The organism is Mycolicibacterium sediminis, assembly GCF_010731735.1.
In the GTDB taxonomy this organism is placed as follows: Bacteria; Actinomycetota; Actinomycetes; order Mycobacteriales; family Mycobacteriaceae; genus Mycobacterium; species Mycobacterium sediminis.
In genome coordinates this window covers 3,246,352-3,272,732 of record NZ_AP022588.1, presented here as the reverse complement: position 1 = coordinate 3,272,732, position 26,381 = coordinate 3,246,352, and the positions used below count along the sequence as shown (strand labels likewise).

Annotated in this window: 25 protein-coding genes; 18 read left to right on the top strand and 7 right to left on the bottom strand. The window is 69.8% G+C overall.

Features of this window, described 5'->3' with window-relative positions; all coding sequences use genetic code 11:
- Positions 1-12 precede the first annotated feature (12 nt).
- Both G6N64_RS15685 and G6N64_RS15680 read left to right on the top strand, forming a co-directional pair.
- Entirely contained in the window at positions 13-1,218 is a 1,206-nt protein-coding gene (locus tag G6N64_RS15685; protein WP_163797887.1) for a thiolase family protein, read from the top strand.
- A gap of 3 nt (positions 1,219-1,221) precedes the next feature.
- Positions 1,222-1,635 (top strand): Zn-ribbon domain-containing OB-fold protein, encoded by a 414-nt coding sequence (locus G6N64_RS15680; RefSeq protein ID WP_163797886.1) that lies wholly within the window; start codon positions 1,222-1,224, stop codon positions 1,633-1,635.
- A gap of 8 nt (positions 1,636-1,643) precedes the next feature.
- Here the strand turns inward: G6N64_RS15680 and G6N64_RS15675 are convergent, their stop codons facing one another.
- Positions 1,644-2,555: an extracellular catalytic domain type 1 short-chain-length polyhydroxyalkanoate depolymerase gene (locus G6N64_RS15675; protein WP_163797885.1), complete on the bottom strand. Its 912-nt coding sequence runs from the start codon at positions 2,553-2,555 to the stop codon at positions 1,644-1,646.
- A 158-nt stretch (positions 2,556-2,713) separates the two neighbouring features.
- On the opposite strand from G6N64_RS15675, the gene G6N64_RS15670 reads away from it, so the two are divergent.
- The 4 genes from G6N64_RS15670 to G6N64_RS15655 all read left to right on the top strand — a co-directional run bounded on the left by G6N64_RS15670 (position 2,714) and on the right by G6N64_RS15655 (position 7,153).
- Positions 2,714-4,489: an ABC transporter ATP-binding protein gene (locus G6N64_RS15670; protein ID WP_163797884.1), complete on the top strand. Its 1,776-nt coding sequence runs from the start codon at positions 2,714-2,716 to the stop codon at positions 4,487-4,489.
- Positions 4,486-5,472, top strand: coding sequence for a phospholipase D-like domain-containing protein (locus G6N64_RS15665; protein ID WP_163797883.1), 987 nt, complete (start codon positions 4,486-4,488; stop codon positions 5,470-5,472). Before G6N64_RS15670 ends, G6N64_RS15665 begins: the two co-directional genes overlap by 4 nt.
- A gap of 178 nt (positions 5,473-5,650) precedes the next feature.
- Positions 5,651-5,848, top strand: a complete 198-nt coding sequence (locus G6N64_RS15660; RefSeq protein ID WP_246231370.1) for a three-helix bundle dimerization domain-containing protein — start codon at positions 5,651-5,653, stop codon at positions 5,846-5,848.
- A gap of 72 nt (positions 5,849-5,920) precedes the next feature.
- A complete protein-coding gene (locus tag G6N64_RS15655; RefSeq protein WP_163797882.1) occupies positions 5,921-7,153 on the top strand; it encodes an HNH endonuclease signature motif containing protein in 1,233 nt (410 codons plus the stop codon).
- An 8-nt stretch (positions 7,154-7,161) separates the two neighbouring features.
- On the opposite strand, the gene G6N64_RS15650 is transcribed toward G6N64_RS15655, so the two are convergent.
- On the bottom strand, positions 7,162-8,424 hold the full coding sequence (locus tag G6N64_RS15650; RefSeq protein WP_163797881.1) for an amidohydrolase family protein: 1,263 nt from the start codon (positions 8,422-8,424) through the stop codon (positions 7,162-7,164).
- 25 nt (positions 8,425-8,449) lie between these two features.
- Here G6N64_RS15650 and G6N64_RS15645 point away from each other — a divergent pair, with 25 nt between their 5' ends.
- Positions 8,450-9,304 (top strand): AraC family transcriptional regulator, encoded by an 855-nt coding sequence (locus G6N64_RS15645; protein WP_163797880.1) that lies wholly within the window; start codon positions 8,450-8,452, stop codon positions 9,302-9,304.
- A gap of 4 nt (positions 9,305-9,308) precedes the next feature.
- Complete coding sequence (locus G6N64_RS15640; protein ID WP_163797879.1) at positions 9,309-10,796, top strand: AMP-binding protein; 1,488 nt, start codon at positions 9,309-9,311, stop codon at positions 10,794-10,796.
- Positions 10,797-10,800: 4 nt separating this feature from the next.
- On the opposite strand, the gene G6N64_RS15635 is transcribed toward G6N64_RS15640, so the two are convergent.
- Positions 10,801-11,508: a sensor domain-containing protein gene (locus G6N64_RS15635; RefSeq protein ID WP_163797878.1), complete on the bottom strand. Its 708-nt coding sequence runs from the start codon at positions 11,506-11,508 to the stop codon at positions 10,801-10,803.
- Positions 11,501-12,028 carry an Rv2240c family protein gene (locus tag G6N64_RS15630; protein WP_246230667.1) on the bottom strand — a complete coding sequence of 176 codons (528 nt, stop codon included), beginning with the start codon at positions 12,026-12,028 and terminating at the stop codon, positions 11,501-11,503. Before G6N64_RS15630 ends, G6N64_RS15635 begins: the two co-directional genes overlap by 8 nt.
- 329 nt (positions 12,029-12,357) lie before the next feature.
- Here G6N64_RS15630 and G6N64_RS15625 point away from each other — a divergent pair, with 329 nt between their 5' ends.
- Genes G6N64_RS15625 through G6N64_RS15615 form a run of 3 tightly spaced genes read left to right on the top strand, consistent with a single transcriptional unit; the run spans position 12,358 to position 14,480 of the window.
- On the top strand, positions 12,358-13,041 hold the full coding sequence (locus G6N64_RS15625; RefSeq protein ID WP_163797877.1) for an MspA family porin: 684 nt from the start codon (positions 12,358-12,360) through the stop codon (positions 13,039-13,041).
- A gap of 30 nt (positions 13,042-13,071) precedes the next feature.
- Positions 13,072-13,749: an MspA family porin gene (locus G6N64_RS15620; RefSeq protein ID WP_163797876.1), complete on the top strand. Its 678-nt coding sequence runs from the start codon at positions 13,072-13,074 to the stop codon at positions 13,747-13,749.
- A 23-nt stretch (positions 13,750-13,772) separates the two neighbouring features.
- Positions 13,773-14,480, top strand: a complete 708-nt coding sequence (locus tag G6N64_RS15615) for a hypothetical protein (RefSeq protein WP_246230666.1) — start codon at positions 13,773-13,775, stop codon at positions 14,478-14,480.
- A 6-nt stretch (positions 14,481-14,486) separates the two neighbouring features.
- Here the strand turns inward: G6N64_RS15615 and mbtM are convergent, their stop codons facing one another.
- Entirely contained in the window at positions 14,487-16,064 is a 1,578-nt protein-coding gene (gene mbtM, locus G6N64_RS15610) for a long-chain-fatty acid--ACP ligase MbtM (RefSeq protein ID WP_163797875.1), read from the bottom strand.
- Positions 16,065-16,179: 115 nt separating this feature from the next.
- Between mbtM and G6N64_RS15605 the strand changes: the two genes are divergently transcribed.
- The 5 genes from G6N64_RS15605 to G6N64_RS15585 are packed head-to-tail and all read left to right on the top strand — an operon-like array spanning position 16,180 to position 21,446.
- Positions 16,180-17,670, top strand: a complete 1,491-nt coding sequence (locus G6N64_RS15605; protein WP_163797874.1) for a flavin-containing monooxygenase — start codon at positions 16,180-16,182, stop codon at positions 17,668-17,670.
- Between the two features lie 15 nt (positions 17,671-17,685).
- Positions 17,686-18,519: a siderophore-interacting protein gene (locus tag G6N64_RS15600; RefSeq protein WP_163797873.1), complete on the top strand. Its 834-nt coding sequence runs from the start codon at positions 17,686-17,688 to the stop codon at positions 18,517-18,519.
- 1 nt (position 18,520) lies between these two features.
- Complete coding sequence (locus G6N64_RS15595; RefSeq protein WP_174266819.1) at positions 18,521-19,576, top strand: iron chelate uptake ABC transporter family permease subunit; 1,056 nt, start codon at positions 18,521-18,523, stop codon at positions 19,574-19,576.
- Complete coding sequence (locus G6N64_RS15590) at positions 19,573-20,646, top strand: FecCD family ABC transporter permease (RefSeq protein WP_246230665.1); 1,074 nt, start codon at positions 19,573-19,575, stop codon at positions 20,644-20,646. Before G6N64_RS15595 ends, G6N64_RS15590 begins: the two co-directional genes overlap by 4 nt.
- Entirely contained in the window at positions 20,643-21,446 is an 804-nt protein-coding gene (locus tag G6N64_RS15585; protein ID WP_163797872.1) for an ABC transporter ATP-binding protein, read from the top strand. Before G6N64_RS15590 ends, G6N64_RS15585 begins: the two co-directional genes overlap by 4 nt.
- A 4-nt stretch (positions 21,447-21,450) precedes the next feature.
- Here G6N64_RS15585 and G6N64_RS15580 read toward each other — a convergent pair whose 3' ends face one another.
- Entirely contained in the window at positions 21,451-22,380 is a 930-nt protein-coding gene (locus G6N64_RS15580; RefSeq protein WP_409370811.1) for an ABC transporter substrate-binding protein, read from the bottom strand.
- Positions 22,381-22,561: 181 nt separating this feature from the next.
- Here G6N64_RS15580 and G6N64_RS15575 point away from each other — a divergent pair, with 181 nt between their 5' ends.
- The gene (locus G6N64_RS15575) at positions 22,562-23,518 is read left to right on the top strand and encodes an FAD-dependent oxidoreductase (protein ID WP_163797870.1); all 957 of its coding nucleotides are present in this window, start codon (positions 22,562-22,564) and stop codon (positions 23,516-23,518) included.
- Positions 23,519-23,542: 24 nt separating this feature from the next.
- A complete protein-coding gene (locus tag G6N64_RS15570; protein ID WP_163797869.1) occupies positions 23,543-24,070 on the top strand; it encodes a nuclear transport factor 2 family protein in 528 nt (175 codons plus the stop codon).
- A 4-nt stretch (positions 24,071-24,074) separates the two neighbouring features.
- On the opposite strand, the gene treS is transcribed toward G6N64_RS15570, so the two are convergent.
- Positions 24,075-26,321, bottom strand: coding sequence for a maltose alpha-D-glucosyltransferase (treS, locus tag G6N64_RS15565; protein ID WP_163797868.1), 2,247 nt, complete (start codon positions 26,319-26,321; stop codon positions 24,075-24,077).
- Positions 26,322-26,381: the final 60 nt, after the last annotated feature.

Sequence of the window (26,381 nt, the reverse complement as noted above, 5' to 3'; positions counted from 1 at the left end):
AGGGAGACGGCCATGGGCCTACGCGGTGAGGCGGCGATCGTCGGGTACACGGAACTGCCCGCCACCAAGCGTCCCACCGGTCCGCTCGAGTTCAACCTCGAACAGTGGGCCAGGCTCGCGGCGGCGACGCTCGACGACGCGGGACTCGATGCGTCCGATGTCGACGGCATCTGCACCGGCCACCTGCAGGAGTCGCAGATCTTCGTTCCGTCCACGATCGTCGAATACCTCGGCATCCGAGCGAACTTCGCCGAACTCGTCGACCTCGGCGGGGCCAGCTCGGCCGCGATGGTGTGGCGCGCCGCCGCGGCGATCGAACTGGGCATCTGCAACGCCGTGCTGTGCGTGGTGCCCGCCACCCCGCTCACGCCGGTGAGCGAGTCCAAGCCCGTGGACTTCGGCGACATGCTGTACTTCGGCGCCTCGAGCAACCGGTACGGCTCACCGCAGGCCGAGTTCGAGATTCCCTACGGCAATCTCGGGCAGAACGGCCCCTACGGTCAGGTCGCGACGCTCTACGCAGCGACCTACGGGTACGACGAGCGGGCCATGGCGAAGATCAGCGTCGACCAGCGCGTCAACGCCAATCACACACCGGGGGCCATCTTCTCGGACGTGCCGCTCACCGTCGAGGACGTACTCGCCAGCCCCGTCATCGCCTCCCCGCTGCACATGCTGGAGATCGTCATGCCCGTGCTCGGCGGGGCAGCCGTCCTGGTGGCGAGCGCCGACCTGGCTCGCCGCAGCCGCAACCGGCCGGTGTGGATCAAGGGCTTCGGCGAGCGGGTGCCCTACAAGACGCCGACCTACGCCGAGGACCTCCTGCAGACGCCGATGATCAAGGCGGCCGGTTCGGCATTCGGCATGGCGGGCCTCGCGCCGACCGACATGGACATGGTGTCGATCTACGACTGCTACACGATCACCGCGCTGCTGAGCCTCGAGGACGCCGGCTTCTGCCGCAAGGGCGAGGGTCAACGCTTCGTCGCCGACCACGACCTGACGTTCCGCGGCGACTTCCCCATGAACACCGCGGGCGGTCAACTCGGATACGGGCAGCCGGGCACCGCGGGCGGCATGCACCACGTGTGCGACGCCACTCGTCAGATCATGGGCCGTGCCGCCGCCGCGCAGGTACCGGACTGCCACCGCGCCTTCGTCTCCGGCAACGGCGGCATCCTGTCCGAGCAGACGACACTGGTCCTGGAGGGTGACTGAGCAATGAACGCCATGACCCGGCCGATGCCGGTCCCGACCCCGACCAGCCAGCCGTTCTGGGATGCGTTGGCCGAGCGCCGGATTCGCATCCAATACTCGCCCTCGGCGGGACGCTACGTCTTCTATCCCCGCGTGCTCGCGCCGGGCACGCTCGCCGACGACCTCGAATGGCGCGAGATCAGCGGCGCCGGAACGCTGTACACGTTCACGGTCAGTCACCGCCCGGTGTCGCCGCACTTCGTCGACGCGGTGCCGCAGATCCTCGCGGTCGTCCGGTGGGACGAGGGCCCGCACTTCTCGACCGAGATCGTCAACGCGTCACCCGACGACGTCCGGGTCGGGATGGCGGTGCGGCCGGTGTTCACCGATCACCCCGAGGCCGGGGTGACGATGCTGCGGTACGAACCGGCCGGGTAGGGGCGCCCTCAGCGACCGTGTGAGTCGAAGAACTGCCACGATGCCTCCGACGCGTCGAAGGCGTTCGTGGTCGGCCCGACCGATCCGGGTCCCGCCGGCGCCCCGGGCCAGGTGTGCCCGCCCCCGTCGACCCGGCTGAAGACGACCGCCGTCCCGGCGGCGCACGGCGCCGACGTGGAGCGCTGCACCTGCGTGCCGTACCCGACCGCGAACAAGGTGTCGTCGACGGGTGGTGGGCAGCCGTCGACCTGCCGCCAGCGGTCCACCATCGTCGGCGCGCCGAGGACCGTACTCGTTCCTCCCCGGCCCGTCATGCCGCCTCCCCCGTAGGGCACGATCGGGTCGGCCGAGCCATGGGTCTCGAACACCGACACCGGTCGGGACGGGTTGCACGGGACACCGGCGCCCAGCGTTCCCGCCACCGGGGCCACGGCAGCGAACAGGTCGGCGCGGTCGCATGCCAGCCGGTTCGCCATGAATGCCCCGGCCGACAGACCGGTGACGAAGACGCGGCCGGGGGCGATGCCGAGGTCGGTGACCAGCCTGCCGACCAGGGCGGAGAGGAAGCCGACGTCGTCGACCCGCTGCCGGTCGGGCACCGACGCGCCGCGGCCGTCGGCCCAGCTCGCGTCGATGCCATCCGGGTAGACGACGGCGAAGCCGTGCGCGTCGGCGACCGCGTCGTAGTGCGTCAGCGCAGCCTGTGCGCCGCCGTTGGCGCCCGCTGCGTGCAGGTTGACCACCAGAGCCGACGGCCGCTCCACTCCGGCCGGCACGTGCAGGACGTAGGTGCGCGCCGCGCCGCCGAAGTCGAACGAGGCGGCCGACGCGACGGGGGCCGGCGCGGCCGCGAGAAGCGTCAGTCCGCACGCCAGCAGGGTCGCGATCCTGGCCCGCGGGCGCGTCGAGAGTGTGAGCACCCGCGGATGGTAAGTGCGACAGGCGAACTGTCGCCCAACGACGAGTGTCCGTCCGACGTCGCGCGAGCCGGTCGGCGATTCCCGGCATTCGGGTGGCCCGCGTTGTACTGTGTGTTCGCCCGATCGGGCTCGTGGACCCAGAGCGAAGGCAGTTCACCGTGCGACTGATCCGTGAACTCATCCGCCCTTACGCCTGGCCCGTGGCGGGGATCTTCGCGGTGCTCGTCGTCCAGATCGCGATGAGCCTGGCCGCGCCGTGGCCGTTGAAGATCGTCCTCGACAGCGTGGTGGGCGACCGTCCCCTGCCGCCCTGGCTCAAGGGGCTGCTGCAGCCGATGCTGGGCGGCGAGGGCCGGATGCACGTCGCCGGACTGGCCGCCATCATGCTGGTGGTGATCGCCGTCATCGCGGCCATCGCGACCTACATCGCCAACTACCTCACCGAGACCGTCGGCCAGCGCATCGGCAACGACCTGCGTACCCGCGCCTATCACCACATCCAGCAGCTGTCGCTCAACTTCTTCGACACCCACCGGGTCGGGCCCATCCTGAGCACGCTGACCGACGACGTCGACACCATCCAGGACTTCGCCTCGGCCTCGACGCTGGGCATCGCCACCGACCTGCTGACCATCGTCGGCATGCTCTCCCTGATGCTGTGGCTGCAGTGGGACTTCACCCTCGTCGCACTGGCCATCGCCCCGCTGCTGCTGTTGTTCGTGTCCCGCATCCGCAAGGCCGTCAAGGCGGCGACGCACGAGGTGCGCAAGCGTGAGTCGGACATCGTGGCCGTCGCGGAGGAGGGCCTGCAGTCGATCCGCGTCGTCAAGGCGTTCGACCGCGAGGAGCTGCAGGAGCGCCAGCTCGCGATCGCCGGACAGGCCGCCGTGGACGCCGCGCTCAACGCCCGCCGGGTGAAGTCCGTGGTGTCGCCCGTCGTCGCGGTCGTGGTGGCGGTGTGCACCGCGCTGGTGCTGTGGCGCGGGTCGGCGCTGATCCTCGCGGGCGTCATGACCGCGGGCACGCTCACGGTATTCATCAGCTACCTGGCCTCCTTCTTCAAGCCCGTGCAGGACCTCGCGAAGCTCACCAACACCATCGCGATGGCGTCGGTCGGCGTCGAGCGCGTGAGCGCCCTGCTCGACGCCGAGACGGGGATCGAGGAGAAGGTCGGCGCGGTCGACCCGGACACGCTGAAGGGCGCGCTGAGCTTCGATCGCGTGGCCTTCAGTTACGACGGCGAGAAGCCCGTCCTGCGCGACGTGAGCTTCGACGTCGAACCCGGACAGCAGGTCGGCATCGTGGGCCACACCGGCAGCGGCAAGTCGAGCCTGGTCAGCCTCATCCCACGCTTCTACGACCCCAGCGTGGGCTCCGTTCGCATCGACGGCGTCGACGTCCGCGACTACAAGCTGCACGAGATGCGCAGGCAGATCGCCTACGTCCTGCAGGACACCGTGCTGTTCCGGGGCACCGTGCGCGACAACATCGCCTTCGGCCGTCCCGATGCCAGCCACGACGAGATCGTCGAGGCGGCCAAGCTCGCCAACGCGCACGAGTTCATCTCCGACATGCTGCAGGGCTACGACAGCGCGGTCGGCGAGCGCGGCATGACGCTGTCGGGCGGCCAACGGCAGCGCATCGGCATCGCCCGGGCCATCCTGCGCGACAGTCCCATCCTCATCCTCGACGAGCCGACCGCCGCACTCGACGCGGAGTCCGAGCACCTGGTGATGTCGGCGATGCGGCGGCTGATGAAGGGCCGGACCGTCATCACCATCGCCCACCGGCTGAGCACGATCCGCGAGTCACACAAGATCGTGGTCCTGGAGGAGGGTCGGGTGGTCGAGGAGGGCACGCACGGCGCGCTCCTCGCACTGGGTGGCAGATATGCTGAGCTGCACCGCATCCAATACGACGCCGAGGATTCATGAGTCGCTCGCTGATCATCCTTCCCGACGACTCGGCCCGTCCGGTACTCGACGCCATCCACGCGGCCACCCGCTCGGTGCGCATCAAGATGTTCGCGTTCTCCCATCGGCCACTGCTCGACGCGGTCGTGGCGGCCCATCGCCGCGGCGTCACCGTCCAGGTCATGCTCAACCCGGAGCGCCGCGACGGCGAGACCGACAACGACGCGGCACGGGACGCGCTGCTGGAGAACGGCATCGACGTGCGGGAGAGCAACCCCGCGTTCGACCTCACCCACGAGAAGTCGATGGTGATCGACGATGCCCACGCCTTCGTCGAATCGCTGAACTGGACCGACGAGAACTTCAGTCTGACAAGGGATTACGCCGTCGTGACGCCCAGCGTCGCAGAGGTCTCCGAGATCACCGACTGCTTCGAGGCGGACTGGCACCGCGAGACCTTCGACCCGGGACACGACGCCCACCTCATCTGGTGTCCGACCAACGGCCGGACCCGGATCTGCGAGTTCATCGACCGCGCCGAGAAGACCCTGTTCGTCCAGAACGAGCGCTACCAGGACCCCGTGGTCATCGAACGACTGGTCCGGGCAGCGCGACGCGGGGTGAAGGTCCACGTGATGGCCAGGACCGCGCACCACCTCAAGCCCAATAAGTTGCTGGAGGGCGTGAGCGGCCTACGCATCCTCGACGACGTCGGCATCAAGATCCACGAACTCAAGCACCTCAAGTTGCACGCCAAGATGATCCTGGCCGACCACGAGCGTGCCATCGTCGGATCCATCAACCTGTCGCCGGGCAGCTTCGACCACCGCCGGGAACTGGCCATCGAGGTCAGCGACCACCACGTGCTCAAGCCGCTGACCGAGGTCGCACACCACGACTGGAAGCACTCCGCTCCGATGGACCTCACCGACGCCGGCCTGCTCGCCGATCTCGCGAAGAGCACGTCGGACCGGGTGAAGGAACTGGGCCTGCACCCCGAGTAATTGACGGCGAGCAAACGTAATTCGCTGACGGTGCACGTCGTGGTCCACGACACACTCGGTCGCCTCCGCCGTGGCACGTCACTGTCAGCGCCTGCCAGAAACGTCGCTGGACGTGCGACGACGGTGACCAATATGACCATTAGTTGACGCGGAGGTGAACTGGCAGCACGATGATCAGGTGATCGATTTGAAGGAACAGGCGATCATCGAGCAACTCGCTCAGCGCCTGGCATCCAAGTTCGCCGAGGTGCCGCCGACGACCGTCGAGGACGTCGTGAGGGCGCAGTACGCGCGCTTCGACGGACGGCCGGTGCGAGACTTCGTGCCGCTCTTCGTCGAGCGCCGCGCGAGCAGTGAACTCAGCGGGCGGGCCTAGCTCGACAAGCACTCCCGCGGCGCTGCTCGCTGGTGCTCCGGGCTTGTCGGACCCCCCTGCGATAATGGTGTCATGTCCACCGCCGCAGCCACTTTGGCCGATGAGCGACGCCCCGTGGACCGACTCGACGCGTTCTTCGAGGAGATCGCCGAACTGACCGGACAACGCAACGCCATCGACGGCCGACTCGTCGACATCATCGCCGAAATCGACCGCGACGGACTCTGGGGATCCACCGGCTGCCGCTCCATCGCCGCCCTCGTGGCCTGGAAGACCGGCATCTCCGCCCGCAACGCCGAGACCGTCGTCGCCGTCGCCCAACGCGCCGACGACTTCCCCCGCTGCACCGACGGCCTCCGGGAAGGCCGACTGTCCCTCGACCAGGTCGGCGTCATCGCCGAACGCGCCGCCGACGGCTCCGACGACCACTACGCCGACCTGGCCGAAGTCGCCACCGTCAACCAGTTGCGCAAAGCGGTGAAACTCGAACCGCGACCCGACCCCACCCCGTCGCCGCAACCCACCAGCTTCATCACCAAGACCGTCGGACCCGGCGAGGACTACACCACCTGGAAGATCCGACTCCCCCGCCTCGACGCCTCGAAGTTCGAAGCCGCCCACCAATCCCACCTCGACGCGCTCATCGCGGACTGGAAGGCCGACCAGCACGGCGACGACGAGACCTTCCCCGACGGCGTCGACGCGTTCACCAGCCTGGTCGAGGCGGGCTGGGACACCGAGGTGGCCCGCCGCCCCCACGGACAACGCACCACCGTCGTCGTCCACGTCGACGCCGACAAACCCGTCGCCGCACTGCACCTGGGCCCACTGCTGGCCGACGACGAACGCCGCTACCTCACCTGCGACGCCACCTGCGAGGTGTGGTTCGAACGCCACGGCCGCGTCATCGGATCGGGCCGGACGATACGGACGGCCAACCGGCGGCTGCGTCGCGTCCTCGAACACCGCGACCGAAGTTGCGTGGTCCCCGGCTGCGGATCGACCCGCGGCCTGCACGCCCACCACCTCGTGCACTGGGAGGACGGCGGCCTCACCGAACCCTCGAACCTGGTCCTGCTGTGCCCGTTCCACCACCGCCAACACCACCGCGGCGCCATCACCATCACCGGACCCGCCGACCACCTCGTCGTCACCGACGCCGACGGCCGAGAACTGAGCAGCGCATCACTGGCGCGTGCACCCAGCACACCCCCACCCGACGTGCCGCCCTGCCGCGGACCACTCGGCGAACGCGCCCAATGGTGGTGGTACACACCCTTCGAACCACCACCGACCAACGACTAGGCCGCCGCCTACGTCGCGGTGAGCTGCTTCTCCTCGTAGAGCCGCGCCCACTCCTTGCGCGGCCTGATCGACACGTCGACGTCGGTGGCGGTGGCGCGCAGCGCGCCGACGGTTGCCTGCTCACGAGGCGTGTGCTTGAACGGATCCCAGTCGAAGAACCGGCACGAGTTCTGCCAGGTGATCTTGTTGATGTCGGTGTCGTCGGCGCCCGCTCCGTTGAGTTCCGCCAGCACCTGCTCGGGCGCATCCGGCCAGAAGCAGTCCGAGTGCGGGTAGTCGCACTCCCACGCGATGATGTCGATGCCGATCTCGTGGCGCAGCCGCAGCGACGTCTTGTCGGTGACGTAGCAGGCGAGCGAGTGCTCGCGGAAGACGTCGCTGGGCAGCTTGTCGCCGAAGTCCCGGCGTAGCCACTTCTGGTTGGTGTAGTGCCGGTCACTGCGGTCGAGGTAGAACGGGATCCACCCGATGCCACCCTCGGAGAACGCGAACTTCAGGTCCGGGTAGTTGCGCATCGCCGGCCCCCACAGCAGGTCCTGGGCGCACATCGCCGACACCTGGGTCGCCAGGATGATCAGGTTGTCGATCGGGGCGTTGGGCGCCATGCTGATCGCGCCGAACCCGGTGCCGATGTGCAGGCACATCACCACGTTCTCCTCCGACAGCGTGCGGAAGACGGGACCCCAGTACTCGTCGTCGTGGTAGCTCGGAAGTCCTTCCAGATGAGGAAGTTCCGGCATCGTCACCGCGCGGCACCCCTTGGCGGCGACGCGCCGGATCTCGGCGCACATGGCCTCGGGGTTCCACGTCGGGAGCACGGCGATCGGGATGAACCGGTCGGGATAGCTGCCCGCCCACTCGTCGATGTGCCAGTCGTTGTAGGCCGACACCATCACGAGGGTGACGTCCTCGCGGTGCATGTTGAGGTGCCGGGCGGAGAAACCGGTGAAGGTGGGGAAGCACATCGAGGCGAGGATGCCGTTGCGGCTCATGTCGCGCACGCGGGCGTGCACGTCGTAGACGCCGGGACGCATCTCGGCGAACCCGGCGGGATCGCGTCCCCACTCCTCGGCCGGCCACGACACCACCGCGTTCAGTCCACTGACGCCCTGGGGCCTGCCCTGGTACATCCACTGGTCGACGCCCTTCTCGTCGGTCACGACGATCGGTGCCTCGGACTTGTACTTCTCGGGGACGTGATTCAGGAACATGTCCGGGGGTTCCACCACGTGGTCGTCGATGCTCACCAGGATCAGGTCGTCGGTCTGCATGATTCAACTAGTACCCTCGGATTCCGTGACCGTCTCTGCACCTTCGGACAAAGGTTTGTCACTTTCGGCCACGGCCGCCGCACCGGAACGCCCGGTCATCGAGCTGCGCCGGGGTGGCCGCGCGATGGCGGGTAGCTACCTCTACGAGGGCGACGGCCTCATCACGGGGTGGCACTCCCACGAGGTGCACCAGATCGAGTACGCGCTGCACGGCGTCGTCGAGGTCGAGACCGATTCCGCGCACTACCTGCTGCCACCGCAGCAGGCGGCCTGGATCCCCGCCGGCCTCGAGCACCAGGCCGTGATGAACCCCGACGTCAAGACCGTCGCGGTCATGTTCGCCCCCGACCTCATCCCTGGCCCCGAGGCCAGGGCGCGCATCATCGCCGTGTCACCGCTGATCCGCGAGATGATGGTCTACGCCCTGCGCTGGCCGATCGACCGGACCGACGGCTCCACCCTGGACGAGGCAACTGCCGACGACTTCTTCCGCACCCTCGCGGCCCTCGTCGTCGAGGCGCTCGATCACGAGGCGCCCCTGAGCCTTCCGACGTCCGACCACCCGATCGTGGCGGCCGCGCTGGACTACACCAAGAGCCACCTCGACTCGGTCACCGCCGACGACGTGGCACGCGCGGTCGCGGTCTCCGAACGCACCCTGCGCCGACTGTTCTCCGACGAGGTCGGCCTGTCGTGGCGCACCTACCTCCTGCACGCACGCATGCTGCGGGCGATGGCGCTGCTGGCCGGACCCAACCAGTCGGTGCAGGCCACGTCGTCGTCCGTGGGCTTCGAGAGCATCAGCTCGTTCACGCGGTGCTTCACCCAGTTCTGCGGCGAGACACCATCGTCCTACCGGCGCCGGGTGACGGCGCGCTGACGTGATGACCGCGACGACGCTCCTGCACGAACTGGTGTCGTCGGCGGCCGCCGACGTCCCCGACCGGCCCGCCGTCATCGCGCCGGACGGCACGGTGACCACGTTCGCCGAGTTCGACCGCCAGATCGCCTCGGTGGCCGCCTGGCTGTGTGAGCGGACCCGGCTCGGCGACCGGGTGGCCGTGATCGCCGACAACGGCGCCGAGTACGCGCGGCTCTACTACGCCGTGCCGCGCAGCGGCCGGCTGCTCGTGCTGATCAACCAGCGCCTGAGCGTCCCCGAGCAGGTCGCACAGCTCGAGGCCACCGGCCCCGCGCTGGTCGTCGGCGACGGCCGGTTCCTCGAGTGCCTGCCGGCCGTCGCTCCGCGCATCGCCTTCGATTCCGCGGAATGGCTTGCAGCCGAGCGGTACTCACCCGGGACGGAGGTGCCCTCGAGGCCGGACGACCCGGCGTGGCTGATCTTCACGAGCGGCTCGACCGGCATCCCGAAAGGCGTGCTGCACACCCACCGCTCGATCATCGCGGCGGTGGCCGGCACGGTGGCCGGCAGATCGGTGCGCTCCGGCGGCGTCTACCTCCTACCGTTCCCCATGTGCCACGTCGCGGGCTACAACGTGCTCGTTCAGCACCGGACGCAGTCGACGGTGCTGCCCATGCCCGCATTCCGCGCCGACGCGTTCGTCGAGGCGGTCCAGGCGCACGGGGTGACCTCCTGCTCACTGGCCCCGACGATGCTCCACGCGCTGCTGGCCCATCTCGACGAGACCGGTGCCCGGCTACCGAGCCTGCGCGACGTGGCCTACGGATCCGCGGCCATCCCAGCCGATCTGCTGCGCCGGGCGCTGAGCACGCTCGACGTGAACTTCCATCAGGGCTACGGGATGACCGAGACCGCGGGCAACGTCACGTTTCTCGGGCCTGCGGAGCACCGTGCCGGCGCCGACGGCGACGCCACCGCACTCGCGAGCGCGGGCCGTCCCCACGACGGCGTCGAGGTGCGGATCGACGGGACCGACGTCGGCGAGATCCTCGTCCGCGGCGCGCAGGTGACGGTCGGTCTCTGGCCCGGCGGCCGACCGCCGACCACTGACGGCTGGCTGCGGACCGGCGACGTCGGCCGCATCGACGACGAGGGGCGCCTGGTCGTGCTGGACCGCATCAAGGACGTCATCATCACCGGTGGTGAGAACGTGTCGTCGCGCGAGGTCGAGGACGCGCTGTCGATCCACGACGCCGTCGAACACGTTGCCGTCGTGGGCGTTCCGGACGACTACTGGGGTGAGGCGATCTGCGCGGTGGTGGTCGCCCGACCCGGCTCCGACCCGGCCGCGGAGGACCTGATCGCCCACGTGCGCGCGCGGATCGCCCCGTTCAAGCGGCCAAGGCACGTGCTGTTCGTCGATGCGCTGCCGACGACGAGCAACGGGAAGATCGCCAAGCAGGCCGTCCGGGAGTATGCGCGAGACCTGTTGCGCCGCAGCACCGGCTGACGACTCAGACCGCGATGGCCGACTCGATCTTCGCGGAGATCGCCGACGCCTGTGTGATCACGGGTATGGGTGGCCGGCAGGCCTCGACGTCGATCACGACGTTGGATCGCACGGTCAGAACGTGCTGGCACACTCGACTCTGCGCGCCGTCCCCCCGGGCGATCGGCATGGCGAGTTGGTTGTCGGTGCGGCTGAGGTCGCCGCTGAGCCACTTCGGTAGCGGCTTGTCGTTCAGCGTGATGTTGACGTGGTGATTGGTGCAGTTCGTCCACCGCTCCGCGGACTGTTCGAAGAACCTACGCGCCGCATCCGCCGACGGATACGACACGACGGATTGCGCCACCGACGTCGACCAGTCGTCGGTGTCGGGCTCGCGCAGCACCTGCTGACGCATGGCACGCCACCCGCCGTCCGTGCCCCGATCGCCGTAGATGGCCGCCTGATCCGGCTGCCAGACGCCGAGACAGTTCATGTTGGTCAGGAGGTGCCGGTCGTCGTTCATCACGTCCGTCACCGGGCGCGGCGTCAACGTGGACACGCCCATCACCGTGCCGATGTCGCCGGCGGCGACGAGGAGGTTGACCAGATCGGAGTCCTCGACGACCCGCGGAGCCGTCGTCGCAGCGGACTTCTCGGTCGAGCAGCCTGCCAGCACGGCGACGAGGCAGGTCACCACCGTCACGACACGCGCGACGAGGCGACGGTCAGGCATGGGTTCCCGCCGCGGCGCAGGCCGTCTGGACGTTCCCGGCGTCGGTGTTCATCTCGGTGGCCGTCGTGTTCATCGCGTCCCCGCTGGTGCGCACCGCCATCTTGACCAGGAGCTTCGTCGCACCCCAGGACCACGACCGCATCGGGGCGGCGATGTCGGGCGACAGTCCCGGCGTGTTGGCGCTCGACATGGCGACACTGGCGCCCTGGCGCAGGGCGGTCCGGCCGACCTGATTGCTGCTGGAGATGGCCGGATCGCTGTAGTCGGGATTCGAGTACGACTCGATCTCCTCGGCGAAGTCGCCGTAGTAGTGGGACGTGGCGTCGAGAACCTCGGCGAACTGCCCGCACGCCGCCACCGCTGCCGGGTCGGCGTCGGCGGAGGTCTGCGATTCGACGGCGACCGGCCCGCCCGGCGCGTCCTCGGGGTCGGCGGTGGCCAGCGGCGCAAGGGTCAGCGCTGCCACGAGGGCGCACAGGGCTGCCGTAGACGCTCGTCCTGCAGCGGTGGACGTTGCCACATCTTCTCCCTGGGGGTTGACGCGAATGCGACGGTCGGCACTCGGAGTCCTACGGTCGGGTGACGACGTGTCCGGTAGGTGAACGGCGACCCATGGTCCGGTGGATCACCGCGGTCCATTGGGGTGGCGTGCGCTGTGAATGTCCTGTGGCCGAGTTTTATTCGCGCAGAACGGAATTGCGCCACCAGCGACACGCACTCGTTCGATCGCGACGCGGTTGCCAACGTTCGCCGTCCGTTCACCGTTCGGAAACCCGTGCCATGGAAGCTCCCTCGCGACACATCCGTCGACCCCGCCGGATTCGAACCACGAGAGGCGTCCTCAGCCCTATGTCCATTCGCTTCGCCACCGTCGCTGCAGTCTGCGTGCTGGCTTCGGTCGGCACCGCACCCCTCGCCTTCTCCGAACCCGCACCGGCACCGGCCGACCCGGCGATCGTCCCGGTGTCGGCCCCGCTCCCACCGGAAGGCGCGGTCCCGTCGGCCGCGCCGGGAATCCTCGACACCCCCGATGGCTGGCACCTCGAGGTCGTCGGCACCAACGAGACCCAGCTGCCGGTCGCTCCCCTCACCACCGCCATCTCGTCACGCGAGTACCTCATCGCGGGCACGTTCACCGGCAAGATCACCGGCGGCGGGAAGACGAAGCTCACCGGCGGCACGCTGGAGGCCGGCGAGCAGATCGGCTGCGGCATCATCTCCGACGAGGTCGAGATCAACCCGGGTGCCAGCTTCACCCCCGGCATCGGAATCCCGTTCACCGGCAACGCGACCGCCGGCTTCGGCGTCAGCCTGCAGGGCAAGGTGTACCTCAAGCCCGGCACCGTGACGAGCGTCGCGCTCGACAAGAAGTCGTTCAAGGGTTCGTCCACGCGCGTCTCGATCACCGGGGTCCGGGTCAAGACCGACCAGTGCGCCGGCCAGTCCTTCATCCGCTCGTACGCGACGCTGACCGCCTCCACCGACAACACCGACGACGTCGTCACCTACATCGGTGTCACCAAAGCAGTTTGACCACCAGCCGACTTCGAACGAGAGAACCCCATGAACCGCTATGCCCTCGCCGCAGCAACTGCGTGCATCGCCATTCCCCTGATCGTCACCTCCCCGATCGCCCTCGCGGAGCCGCCTGCCGATCCCGTCGGTGACGCCGCACCTCCGGTCGACACCGGTGTCGTCGCCTCCGCACCGCCCGGGGTCGTCACGACGCCCGACGGCTGGACGCTCACCGTCGTCGCAGGCAACGAGACCCAGCTGCCGATCGCGCCGCTGACCACCGCGGTGTCGTCCCGCGAGTACCTGGTGGGTGGCACCTTCGGTGGGACCGTCACCGGCAACGGCACCACGACGCTCGCCGGCGGCGTCCTCGAGGCCGGCTACCAGATCGGCTGCGGCATCGAACTGGGACAGGTCCGCCTCATCGGTCAGGCGGGCATCAGCACCTCGGGCTCGTCGATCACCGGCGGCATCGTCCCCACCGGCGTGACGTTCCCCATCTCGGGCACCATCGAGATCCACGCCAAGCCGGGCACCGTCACCCAGATCGCCGTGGACAAGAAGACGTTCAAGACCGCACCGGTTCGCGTGACCCTCAAGGACACCCACGTCAAGGTCGACGGCTGCGTCGGACAGTCGTTCCTGCGCTCCTACGCCACGCTGACGAGTTCGACCACCGACACCGACGACATCGTCGCCTACTACGGCGTGACCAAGTCGGTCTGACCGAGAAGGACCGGGACACACCCATGATCGTGCGAAACACGTTCTGCCGCAGCAGGACCGCGGCAGCCACGGTGCTCGCGCTCGGCGCCCTGGCATGCGCGGCGGCGGTCGCCCTCCCGGGCACCGCCGCCGCGGAGCCGCCACCGCCGCCCGTACCGGCACCCGGCGACCCCGGGCCGGCACCCGGGGACGCCGCACCACCCCCCGCCCCCACCGTGCCGATCATCGGTCAACCGCTGACCAACGGCCTCGGCGTCCTCGGTCAGACCGGTGAGCCGAGCGTCCCCGGGGCGCTCGGGGCGCCGAATCTGTCCGGACTGGACCGGAGTTCGGTGCTCGGCCTGAACTCCGTGCCGTCGGCGCCGGGGGCCGGGCCGGGCGCATCGCCCAACCTCAACGTGTTCAACAACGCGTACGGGCTGCCGCAGAACGAGGTGCCTGCCGCGCCGGGCCAGGGCCAGCAGTTCGACGTGGCACCGGGCCAGGAGAACGCCGACGTCTCCAAGCGGGAATGGCTGGGTCGGTACGTCGACCTGTACCGCGACGGGCGACTCAGGGGTGGGCTGCTCGGCCGGATGCCGCAGCAGCAGCTCGGCGAACCGCTGCCGGGCACGGCACCGCCACCCGGCACCGTGATCTCTCCCGGTCTGGCGCAGTACCTTCCGCCCGCGCCGGACGACGGCACGCCGCCTCCGCCGCCGGGACTGATCCTGCCGCCGCCGCCGCCCTAGCCGGCGTCAGGGGCGTGACTCCTCGAGGTGCCGGCGAACCTCGAGGCGGCGCAGCTTGCCCGACGACGTGCGTGGCAGTGATCCGGGCCGCACGAACGTCACGTCGGCGGGCACCACGCCGCACTCGGAGGCCACCTGGGCGATCAGGTCGACCCTCGCCTGCGCCTCGTCGCGTCCCCGGAACTCGGCGACCACGGCCAGGCCCGGGCGGATCGACCGCTCTCCGATGCCCACGGCGACGACCGCGCCCTCCCGCACCCCGGGGACGGTCGCGGCGACGCGTTCGACCTCGGCAGGGAAGACGTTGCGTCCGGCGATCGTGATGATCTCCTTCGCGCGCCCGCACACGACGAGCCCACCGTCGACGACGTAACCGAGATCCCCGGTGGCGAACCAGGTCTCGGGATCCCGAACCGCGTCACCGACGTAACCGGACATCATCGACGAGCCACGGATCAGCACCTCGCCGATCTCGCGCTCGCGGTCTCCCGACGTGACGGCGTCGGTGGGTTCGATGCGCACGCTGGTGCCGGGGATCGCCTCGCCGAGCACCGCCTGCCGACGGGTCGTGACGCCGTCCTCGGTCCCGATCACCGCCTCGTCGACCAGCAGGCCCGTTCCGGGCCGGGGAACCGTTACCGCGCAGGTCGATTCGGCCAGACCGTAGGACGGCGCCAGCGCGCCGGCCGAGAAGCCGAAGCGGGCCATCTCGGTGGCGAAGCGCTCCGTGAGGTCGCAGTCCACGGGTTCGCCGCCGTTGAGCGCGAACTCGAGTGCGCTCAGGTCGACGTCGGTGACGCGCCGCGAGTACTTGCCGATCATCCCGTAGGCCATGTTGGGCGCGGCCGTGACGGTGGCGCCGCTCTCTGTCAGCCAGGTGAGCCAGCGGAACGGCGACGCCTGGAACGCCGCGGTCGGCGCCTGCCAGACGTCGGTGCCCGCGACCGCACCCGAGAGCAGGAAGCTCAGACCCATGTCGTGGTACAGCGGCAACCACGAGCATCCGACGGTCGACGTACTCACCCCGATGCGGGTGTTGAGGCCGGTGAGGTTCGCCAGCACCGCCTCCGGTGACAGTCGCACGGTGCGTGGACTTCCCGTCGAGCCGGCCGTGCCCTGCAGGATGGCGATGGGCGAGTCGACCTCGGGCGGCGTGAAGCCGCCCGAGCGGTGCGCGGTGGCGACGTCGGTCAGCGCGCCGACCGCCGGTCGGCCACCCACCGTCGAGAGCTTCTCGAGGTACCCGCCGTTGCTCCACACCCGCTGGACGCCGATCCCGTCGAAGCGCGCCAGGGTCGCGTGCGCCCACTGGTCCGCGTCGGCGCCTCGGATGGGGCCGGGCAGGATCGACACCGCCGAGCCGGCGAGGAAGGTGCCCACCACTGTCGCGACGAACTCCACGGTGGGTTCACCGACCAGTCCGACTCCCGTGACGCCGTCGTCCAGGAGGCGTTCGGCGACGTTCTGCGCGCGGGCGAGCACCTCGGGCCACGGATGGTGCTGCCACGTGCCGTCGGTGAGGACGACGAGGTGGTTGTCGCTGGCACCGAGAGCGGCGGTGAGCGCGGCGGCGAGTGGGTTCATCGCGGGGCCGACCCTACCCGTCGAATCGGAGTCGTGGTCGGCTACGTTCTCGTCGAACCGGAGCGCGTCGCGGCAAACGGCGCCGTGAGGGGCCACGCCGTGCAAGGGTCCGCAGATGGCTCGTGACGTGGCGGTGATCGGCGCCGGCCCCGGCGGCCTCGTGGCGGCACGGTGGCTCGCCGCCCAGGGGTTCGAACCGACGATCTTCGAGCGCAGCCCGGTGCTCGGCGGCCAGTGGGCGGGGATCGCCGGCCGCAGTGGGGTGTGGCCGACCATGCACACCAACACCAGCAGCGTCCTCACCGCGTTCAGCGACCTCGACCACGACGGTCCCGCGGTCCACCCGTCGAACCGCGACGTCCTGACCTATCTCGAGCGCTACGCGAGGACATTCGCGCTGACCGAGCGCATCCGGTTCGACTGCCCGGTGCACCGCGTCGGCCGAGACGGCACGGGCTGGCGGATCGACCACGCGGGCGGGACCGATCACGTCGAGCGGGTCGTGGTGGCGAGCGGACGGTTCCAGTCACCCACCCGCCCAACGATTCCCGGGCTGGCGTCCTTCACCGGCCGGGCCGGTGTGACGTCCACGTTCGACTACCGCGGAGCCGATCCGTTCCGCGGGGCACGCGTACTCGTCGTCGGTGGCGCGATCAGCGCCCTGGAGATCGCGTCGGAACTCGCGGTGCTCGGCGCGGAACGCGTGGTCGTCACGCAGCGGCGGCAACGCTACGTGCTGCCGAAGTTCGCTGCGGGCGTGCCGTCGGATCACCGGATGTTCACCCGGTACGGCGTGCTCGCCGGGGAGACGCTCCCGCCGGCCGAGGTCGACGCACAGGTCCTGCGGATCGTCCTCGAGGCCGGCGGCAGCCCCGACCAGTACGGCGCCCCCACGCCAGACCCGTCGCCGTCGGTCGCCGGCGTCACGCTGTGCCAGCAGTACCTGCCCCTGGTGGCTGAGGGCCGCATCGCGGTGCGACCGTGGCCGACGTCGGTGTCCGGACGGAGCGTGCGGTTCTCCGACGGCCGGTCCGAGGACTTCGACGCCATCCTGTTCGGTACCGGGTTCGAGGCGACGCTGCCCTTCCTGAGCGAGGACGTCCGGGAGGTGCTCGGCGCCGACGGCGAACACCTCGACGTCGACCGGTATACGTTCCATCCCGATCTGCCCGGTCTGGCGTTCGCGGGCATGTGGGACCAATCTGGCGGCTACTTCGTCCCGCTGGAGCTGCAGGCCCGGTGGATCGCCTACGCGTGGGGTGGGGCTGTCCGGGCCCCCGACGTCGGCGAGCAGCGTGCCGCGGTGGCGACCTGCCGCGCGCGACGGGGCACACCGCAGAAGACCCGGATGAATGCTGCCGCACTCGGATTCGCCCGAGCCGCCGGCGTCGAACCCCATCTCGAGAGGTGGCCCGATCTGCGACGGGCACTCCTCTTCGGACCGCTCGCCCCGAGCCAGTTCCGCCTCGAGGGGCCGGACGCGCTCCCCGGCGCGGCCGAGCGGTTCGCGCGCGACGCCTCGACGTTCGGGTGCATCACCACCGGCGACTTCACCGATCTGGAGCGGCGCCACCTCGAGGCCATCGGAGCCCCCGCACCGGCTTAGGCTAGCCTAAGATCGATGTCCTTCTCGTTCGCCACCGTGGTTCGCGCGGCCCAGGTCGGTCCACGAATACGACGCATCAGCCTCCGGATCGACGACCCCGAGGCCCTTGACGTGCAGGTCGCCGGGGACTCGGCGGTGGGCGTCTACTTCCCCACCGGGACCCCGGACGGACCGTCGGACGTCGACCCGTCGTCGGAGGGTCGCAACTACTCGGTGCGGGCCCACCGCGGCGACCAGGTCGACCTCGACGTCGTCCTGCACGCACGCGGGCCGGGCACGCAGTGGGCCTCCACCACGGCGCCCGGTGAACGGGTCGGACTCGATCACGCCCGGTCCTGGTACCGGCCACCGGCCGACAGCGCGTGGCAGCTCCTCGTCACCGACCTGTCCGGGCTTCCCGCCACCGCGCGGATCATCGAGGAACTGCCCGCCGGCACACCGACGATCGCAGTGGTCGAGGTGGCCGGCGACGACGACCTCGACTACCTGCCGCGGCACCCGGACGTCACCGTCGTCCCCAGCGTCGGCACCGGCAACGGTCACGCTCCCAGCCGGCTCGCCGAGCTGGTCCGTGACCTCGCGCTGCCGGACGGCCACGGCTACTGCTGGTTCGCCGGCGAGGCCGCCGAATCCCGCACCGTCCGCAAGCACTTCCGCGGCCGGGGATGGACGGTCGACCAACTCGACGTCACCGGATACTGGCGGTTCGACAGCGAGACCTGGGATGCGCGGTTCGCCGACGTCGAGGACGAGGTCGTCGCCGTCTACACCCGCGCCCTCGCCGAGGGGAAGGGCGACAAGGTCGCCTCGGAGGAATTCGACGAGGCCCTCGAACAAGCCGGCCTGTGACGTGACGGCGCAGGCCCCGGCTCCCCCCTCGGCACCGCCGCGCACCCCACCCCGACACCTCACCGGGCGGGGCAGACTCGTCGGCCTCCTCGTCGGCGCGGCGATCCTGGCGCTGGCGTGCGTGGCCAGTCTGGCCATCGGCACCGAGACCGTCTCCCTGCCGACCGTGTGGCAGGCCCTGACCGACTACCGAGACGTCGGCGATCAGTGGATCGTGCACGACTTGCGCATCCCCCGTACCGTCCTCGCGCTCCTGGTCGGGCTCGCGCTGGGCCTGTCGGGCACGCTCATCCAGGCGGTCGGGCGCAACCCGCTGGCCGACTCGGAGATCCTCGGAATCAATTCCGGCGCAGCGCTCTTCGTGGTCTGCGCGATCACCTTCCTCGGACTGACCGGCATCTGGACCTACATCTGGTTCGCGTTCGCAGGAGCCCTGTTCGCGATGGTGCTCGTCTACCTGGTGGGCATGACCGGACGGGCCACGGTGACGCCGGTGCGCGTGCTGCTGGCCGGGGTCGCCGTCGGCGCGGTGATGGACGGCATCGGGTTCGCGGTCCGTCTGCGCAACCCGCGGGCCTTCGACAACATGCGCTTCTGGGACGCGGGCGCACTCGACGAGCGCTCACTGGAGGTCGCGGGGGCCATCGCCCCGTTCATCGTCGTCGGCGCCGTCCTCTGCCTGATCGTCGCACGCTCGCTCAACGTGACCGCGCTCGGCGACGACCTCGCCAAGAGCATGGGCGGGAACGTCGCACGTACCCAGGCGATCAGCCTGGTCGCCGTGACCCTGCTGGCGGGAGCGGCCACCGCCGGTGCGGGGCCGATCGGGTTCGTCGGGCTGATGGTGCCCCATGCGGTCCGTCGACTGACCGGGCCGGACTGGCGCTGGATCCTGGCCTACGCCTGCGTGTTCGCGCCCGCGCTGCTGCTCGCCGCCGACATCGCCGGACGCGTGGTGATCCGGCCGTCCGAACTACCCGCGGGCATCGTGACCGCGTTCATCGGCGCCCCCGTGCTGATTTGGCTGATCCGCAAGCGCGGGGCGGACCGGTCGTGACGGCGACCGACCTGGCCGGCGGGCCCGCGCACGTCGACTTCGGCAGGCGGCAGTGCGTCGTCCGGATCGGCGGCGTGTCCGCGCGGGCGTCGTGGCGGGCGATCCTGGTCGTCGCCGCATTGCTCGTCGGCGCGGTCGTCGTCGCGGTGCTGGCGATCGGCGTCGGCACCTACACGGTCGCGCCCGGCGACGTGCTGGGCGTCCTGCTCGGCAGCAACACGTCATTCGACCGGGTGGTCGTCATGGAGTGGCGCATGCCGCGCATGCTCATGGCCCTGCTCGTCGGCGCCGCACTCGGGGTGTCGGGGGCGATCTTCCAGGCGCTCACCCGAAACGCCCTGGGCAGTCCCGACATCATCGGCGTCAACTCCGGCGCCTACACCGGCGCCCTCGTCGTCATCGCCGGCGTCGGCGGCGGGTACTACGCGGTCGCCGCGGGGGCGCTGATCGGCGGTCTGGTCACCGCGGTCGTCGTCTACGCGCTGTCGTACCGCAACGGTCTCGCGGGCTACCGGTTGATCGTGGTCGGCATCGCCGTCGGCGCGGTCCTCAACTCGGTCAACCAGTGGATCGTCATCAAGCTCGACTTCCACACCGCCGTGACGGCGGCCATCTGGCAGCAGGGCAGCCTCAACGGCCTCGGCTGGGCCCAGGTGCTGCCCATGACGGTGTGCCTGGCGGTCGCCACGGCACTCCTCGTCGCCCTCGGCCCGCTGCTGCCGGTGCTGCAGATGGGCGACGACGCCGCCGGGGCGCTCGGCGTGCACCCGGACCGAGCGCGCCTGGCGTACCTGGTGATCGGCGTCGGACTGGTGGCGCTCGCCTGCGCCGCGGCGGGCCCGATCACCTTCGTCGCGCTGGCCGCGCCGCAGATCGCGCGGCGGCTCACCGCGAGCCCCGGGGTGGGGTTGATCCCGTCGGCGGCGATGGGTGCCGTCCTGCTACTGGTGAGCGACGTGCTCGCGCAACGACTGTTCGGGGGAAGCGAACTGCCGGTGGGTGCGGTGACGGTGTCGCTGGGCGGCCTGTACCTCATCTACCTGCTGATCTCACAATCGAGGAAACGATGACCGAAACCCGCCTGCGCACCGAGCGACTCGTCATCGGCTACGAGGGCACCGCCGTCATCGACGGCCTCTCGGTCGACATCCCCGACGGCCGCGTCACCGCCATCGTCGGCCCCAATGCGTGCGGCAAGTCGACCCTGCTGCGCGGACTGGCCCGGCTGCTCAAGCCGTCGGACGGTCAGGTGATTCTCGACGGCCACGACATCGGCACGCTGCACACCAAGGAGGTGGCCCGGCGCCTGGGCCTGCTCCCCCAGACCTCGATCGCACCCGAGGGCATCAGCGTCTCGGACCTGGTGTCGCGCGGCCGCTTTCCGCACCAGAAGGTGCTGCGCCAGTGGTCCGCCGACGACGCCGCGGCCGTGGCCGAGGCGATGCGGTTCGTCGGCGTCACCGACCTCGCCGGGCGACTGGTGGACGAGTTGTCCGGCGGTCAGCGCCAACGGGTCTGGGTCGCCGTGGTGCTCGCCCAGCAGACGCCCCTGGTCCTGCTGGACGAACCCACCACGTACCTCGACATCGCGCACCAGGTCGAGCTGCTCGACCTGTTCGCCATGCTCAACCGGGAGCAGGACCGGACCGTCGTGGCGGTCCTGCACGACCTGAACCACGCCTGCCGCTACGCCGATCACGTGATCGTCATGAAGTCCGGCGCCATCGTGGCCCAGGGCGACCCAGGCTCGGTCGTGACCGAGGACCTGGTCGAGTCGGTATACGGCCTGCGGTGTCAGATCATCGACGACCCGCAGACGGGCACGCCGCTGATCGTGCCGCGCGCCTCACCGCACCTCGCGCGGAGGTAGCCGTTCAGGAGTCCGACAGGTCCGCTACCGGGCGTCCGTTGAGGGCGTTGGCGAGTTGCGGCGTCAGGACGTCGAGCGCGTAGGTCAGGCTGTCGGGACCGGCGTAGGTGAGCGCATCACTGAGGTTCGAGGCGAAGGACGTGTACAGCGTCCGGTCGTCACGCACCACGCCCAACCGCGCGAACGCCGGCGACGCGAGCATCTGGGCCTTGGTGGCGCCGTTGACGAACAGCACGTCCCGATCGAGCAGCCCCAACTTCTCCTCGCTGACGTCACCGACCACGTCCTGGGTCGCGAAGCCCAGCGCCGTGAAGAGCGAACGCCGAGGGTCGTTCTCGCCGAGCAGGTAGTGTCCGCCGCTCTCGGGCCCGAAGTCCACCACGAGGGTCTTGCCGTCGAAGTCGGGATTCGCCTTCTTCGCCTCGTCGATCCGGCCCTGCACCCCGTCCACGAGACCTCTGGCCTCGGACTCCCTACCCAATGCCTTGCCCGTGGTGAGGAGTTGGACGTCCCACGGCGTCTCCTCGTCGGCGTAGTCGGAGGATTGGATCACCGTCGGCGCGATCTGCGACAGACGGTCGTAGGTCTCCTGGTCGATGGATTCGTAGATGGCGAAGATGAGATCGGGCTTCTGCGCTGCTATCGACTCGAAGTCGATTTCGTCTGCGCCCCAGGTGGGTAACTCCTTGCCCCCGGTCGCCTTCTTGACCCAGGGCAGGTCGTCGTAGTTCTCGGAGAACTCGCGCGTACTGACGGGGACGACGCCGAGGGGCAACACGAAGTCCTGGTCGGTCCAGCCGACCGTGACCACGCGCTGCGGATTCGCGGGGACCCTGGTCTCACCGAACTTGTGCTCTATGGTGACGGTGCCCGTCGGCCCGGCGGCGTCCTGCTGTGAGGATCCGCAGGCGACCAGAGCGCCGACGGTGATCATCACGGCCGCGCACGACATCGTGACCCGGCGCCACCCTCCTGGTGTCCGCTCCATGCGTCCGTCCCCCTGTCTCTCGTCCGATGTTCCGAGTAGGTTAACTTAGGCTCACTTAACTAAGCCGGACGGGCCGGGCCACCGACGCGCCAGGATCCCGACCCGCCCGGGGCGTACCGTCAGCGGCATGACCGACGGCCTGCGGATCACGGTGATCGGCAGCGGTGTCAGCGGACTCACCACTGCCGTCACGCTTCTCGACGCCGGACACTCGGTTCGCGTGGTCGCCGCCGAACCGAGTGGGTCGACGACGTCGGCGATCGCCGCGGCGGTGTGGTTCCCGACGCACGTCGGCCCGTGGGAACGCGTGCGCGACTGGGGCGCGGACACCCTCGCCGTCCTCGCCGAGCAGGCGGCACGGCGGGTGCCGGGGGTCGTCATGCGGGAGTCCCTCAGCCTGTACCGGCGGCCGCCGGGCGAGCCGGCATGGGCGGCCGCCGTGGGGAACGTGCGCGCCGCGCGTTCCGACGAGTTGCCGCCCGGCTACGCGCACGGGTTGCGCTACGCGGTCCCGCTGGCGGAGATGCCGGTGTACCTGCCCTGGCTGACGACGCGGGTGCGCGACCTCGGGGGCGACTTCACCCGCCGACGACTGCGCACCCTCGACGAGGCCGCCGACGGCGCCGACGTCGTCGTGAATTGCTCGGGGCTCGGCGCACGCGACCTGGTGGACGACCTCGAGGTGCACCCGGTGCGCGGACAGGTCGTTCGGGTCGCCAATCCCGGTCTGACACTGTCGGTCCGGGACGAGGACCATCCCGGCGGCCGCGCCTACGTACACCCGCGCACCGACGACTGCATCCTCGGCGGCACGCTCGACGTGGAGCAGTGGGACACGGCCGTCGACGAGGCCGTCGGAGCAGCGATCCTCGCGCGCTGCCGCGACCTCGTCCCCGCCCTGCGCGACGCTCGGATACTGGCTCAGGTGGTCGGCCTACGGCCGGCCCGGGCGACCGTCCGGCTCGAGGAGGACACGCCCCTGCGCTCGGGCGCGCGGGTGCTGCACAACTACGGTCACGGGGGTTCCGGCATCACCCTGAGTTGGGGCTGCGCGCGGGAGGTGGCCGCGCTCGTTGCGGGCTGACGACGCGCGTTTACGGTGAGGGTCATGACCGCTGACGCCGACCTGCAGAAGATGCTCGACGAGTTCGCGCTCCGTCGCCTCGTCACCAGGTACTGCCGGCTCGTGGACCGCGGCGACTTCGCCCGGCTGGCCGACCTGTACCACCGCGACGCCGAGGACTCCCACGGCGGCTTCTCCACCGGATCGGCCGGCGGGTTCATCGATCGGCTCGCCGCTGCCCTGCCCGTCATCCGGCAGATGCACCACAACGTCACGACGACGAACTTCGCGATCGACGGCGACCGGGCCGAGGGCGAGATCTACACCATCGCCGTGCACACGTTCGACGCGGGCGGACGCGACGTCGACGTCACGGTCGGCGGACGCTACCTGGACCGGTACGAGAAGCGCTCGGGGACATGGCGATTCACCGAGCGCTCCATCGTCACGGACTGGTCCCGGGTCACCGACCCGTCGACGATGGACTACTCCCACCCGATCACCCGGGACACCCCGCGCGGCACCCTGGGACCCGACGATCCCTCCCGCCGGTTCCTCTCGCTGTTCGACTGAGCGGCTACTCGTCCGCGTCGTCGGGCTCGTTGACCTCGACCAGCAGCGACATCCCGTGGTGGGCGGGCATCTCGACGGCGAAGCTGTTCAGGTCGTCGACGGTCGCCACCGGGTGGCCGGTGAACATGTCCGTCACCGATGCCCCGGCCGGGATGGCCTCCGAGCGAACCGTGCCAGCGATGTCCTCGTTCGCGAAGTTGAGGACGGTCAGCTGGTAGCGGCCCTCGTCGGCGAGCTGATGCACGAGCACCAGCATGCCCCGGTGGGACACCTCGGGGATGTCGAGCTGGCGGCTCGTCGCGATCCCGAAGTGCGACCGGACCTTCAGGATCGCCTGCAGCTGCCGGGCGAAACTGGTGTCGTCGGCCAGCTGTTCGGGTAGCGAGCCGTAGAGGCTCCGGCCGCGCGGCATCCCTGCCGCCGAGCTGGTGGCGCCGGGATTGGTGCCCATCAGATCGTGTGCGGCCCTGTGGATCCAGCGGGTGTCGCCCTCCCGCAGGAGTTGGGTGATCTCGGCGGGATCGAGCGTCAGCATCCCGCACAGGTCCCAGCCCGAGAGCGCGAAGACGCCGGGCTGCAGGGCGTTGAACATCACCAGCAGCAGGTGCGCCCGGCGGATCCGGTCGAGGTCGTCGTGCGAGATGGAGTCCAGCTCGCGGAACCCGAGCGTGGCGGCGATGACGGTGGCCGTGGTGCAGGCGATTCCGTTCGTGGTGAACACCAGATTGTACGGCGCGTTCTCGCCGGTCAGCTTCTCGGTCAGGTCACTGCGGACGCTCTCCCCGAGCGCCTCGCCGGTGATCTCCTGGCCCTTGTAGGTGTAGACGTCGTCACGGTGCCCGTTCGACCAGTGCACCAGCTCGTAGGTGAGTTCGTCGTGGTTCTGCATGGCGTGCACCAGCGAGGCGGGGTCCACCCCGAGTTCCAGCGTGGTGCGCAGCGTCAGCCGGAGGAACTCGGTGTCGGCGGTGGCCAGCGCGTGCTGGTAGGCCGGTCGGTTGATGAAGTCGTAGGACAGGTCCGCCCCGGCCTCGCCGATCTCGCGGATGTCGTCGATCGTCAGGTTGAGTTCCTGGAAGGTGAACCCGCCGACCTTGCGGACCATGCTGGCGATCAGGTGGTTCGCGGCCTCCGAGAGCGGGTGGCCCTCCGACCAGCCGACGCTGTCCTCCGCGGCGGTCTTCTCGGCGCCCAGGAACCCGTTGGCGTCGAGGCGAAGACCGCCGGTGCCGAGGTCGGCGAGCGAGTGCAGGGCGTCGCCGATCACCAGGCGCATGCCGGCGAAGGACGGATCCAGCCAGTTGATCGACGGCTGCCCGTCCTTGAAGTAGTGCAGGTACACCCAGCGACGCTCGACGCCGTCGACGCCGACCACCGGCCGGGTGACGCTCCAGTTGGTCTCCTTGATGCCCTCCGCGTAGAAGATCACGCGCTGCAGTCGCCCGATGATGTAACCGGCCTTGTCCAGCCATTCCTCGGTCGCCGGGTCGATGTTGACCGAGTCGCTACCGGGCGGCACGTCGGGCAGGTGATCCCAGTCGAGCGGGTCGATCTCCACCATGTGGTAGATGCCGGGGTAGTCGGCGTACTTCATCTCGGCGAGGCGGAAGTCGGCGCCCTTGCCGGTGTGCCCGGGCACGATGTCGTCGATGATCGTGCCGCCGTACCAGTTCGCCGTCCCGCACATCTGGCGGAACTCGTCCTCGGTGCCGAACGCCGGGTCGATCTGGGTGCTGATCCGGTCGAAGTGACCGTCGACGCTGGGGGTCAGTTCCCAGCCCGCGATGCCGCCTGCCCGCTTCACCGGGCCGGTGTGCACGCCGTCGATGCCGATGTCGGCGAACGCCTTCCACATCGCCTCGTCCGCCATCGCCTTCAGGAACGAGTCGTTGGACGGCGTGATCAGTGACAGCGGGTAGGCCGTGAACCACACCGATGCCGTCTCGACCGCGCCGCGGGGACTGGGCGTGGCATACGGGTTCTGCCACATCGACCCCTGGCCGGAGAACTGCTGGCTGATCTCGTTGGCGTCGGCGAGCATCGACTGCGACAGCAGCCACGACACGTAGGCGGGGTTCTCCGCCGTCGCCGGCCCGTCCTGCGAGAGGGAGCGCCGACTGAAGGGAGCCTTGACGCGCGGTCGATAGCGCAGCGACCTCGGGCGGGCCGGGTGCAGGTGCTCGTCATAGGTGATGTCGGTCGGCTCGTTCGACTGATCACCCGAGACGGATTCCTCCGCCGCCTGAGACATGGATCTCCTTCATCGGTTCGATGCGCGAGTGGTGCTCCGGCTGCATGCCAGACCACGTAT

Bases quoted from the DNA above. Each gene is read 5' to 3' on its own strand.
- G6N64_RS15685 (WP_163797887.1), top strand. From the start codon at position 13: ATGGGCCTACGCGGTGAGGCGGCGATCGTCGGGTACACGGAACTGCCC.
- G6N64_RS15680 (WP_163797886.1), top strand. From the start codon at position 1,222: ATGAACGCCATGACCCGGCCGATGCCGGTCCCGACCCCGACCAGCCAG.
- G6N64_RS15665 (WP_163797883.1), top strand. From the start codon at position 4,486: ATGAGTCGCTCGCTGATCATCCTTCCCGACGACTCGGCCCGTCCGGTA.
- G6N64_RS15655 (WP_163797882.1), top strand. From the start codon at position 5,921: ATGTCCACCGCCGCAGCCACTTTGGCCGATGAGCGACGCCCCGTGGAC.
- G6N64_RS15650 (WP_163797881.1), bottom strand. From the start codon at position 8,424: ATGCAGACCGACGACCTGATCCTGGTGAGCATCGACGACCACGTGGTG.
- G6N64_RS15640 (WP_163797879.1), top strand. From the start codon at position 9,309: ATGACCGCGACGACGCTCCTGCACGAACTGGTGTCGTCGGCGGCCGCC.
- G6N64_RS15635 (WP_163797878.1), bottom strand. From the start codon at position 11,508: ATGCCTGACCGTCGCCTCGTCGCGCGTGTCGTGACGGTGGTGACCTGC.
- G6N64_RS15625 (WP_163797877.1), top strand. From the start codon at position 12,358: ATGTCCATTCGCTTCGCCACCGTCGCTGCAGTCTGCGTGCTGGCTTCG.
- G6N64_RS15620 (WP_163797876.1), top strand. From the start codon at position 13,072: ATGAACCGCTATGCCCTCGCCGCAGCAACTGCGTGCATCGCCATTCCC.
- G6N64_RS15615 (WP_246230666.1), top strand. From the start codon at position 13,773: ATGATCGTGCGAAACACGTTCTGCCGCAGCAGGACCGCGGCAGCCACG.
- mbtM (WP_163797875.1), bottom strand. From the start codon at position 16,064: ATGAACCCACTCGCCGCCGCGCTCACCGCCGCTCTCGGTGCCAGCGAC.
- G6N64_RS15605 (WP_163797874.1), top strand. From the start codon at position 16,180: ATGGCTCGTGACGTGGCGGTGATCGGCGCCGGCCCCGGCGGCCTCGTG.
- G6N64_RS15600 (WP_163797873.1), top strand. From the start codon at position 17,686: ATGTCCTTCTCGTTCGCCACCGTGGTTCGCGCGGCCCAGGTCGGTCCA.
- G6N64_RS15585 (WP_163797872.1), top strand. From the start codon at position 20,643: ATGACCGAAACCCGCCTGCGCACCGAGCGACTCGTCATCGGCTACGAG.
- G6N64_RS15580 (WP_409370811.1), bottom strand. From the start codon at position 22,380: ATGATCACCGTCGGCGCTCTGGTCGCCTGCGGATCCTCACAGCAGGAC.
- G6N64_RS15575 (WP_163797870.1), top strand. From the start codon at position 22,562: ATGACCGACGGCCTGCGGATCACGGTGATCGGCAGCGGTGTCAGCGGA.
- G6N64_RS15570 (WP_163797869.1), top strand. From the start codon at position 23,543: ATGACCGCTGACGCCGACCTGCAGAAGATGCTCGACGAGTTCGCGCTC.
- treS (WP_163797868.1), bottom strand. From the start codon at position 26,321: ATGTCTCAGGCGGCGGAGGAATCCGTCTCGGGTGATCAGTCGAACGAG.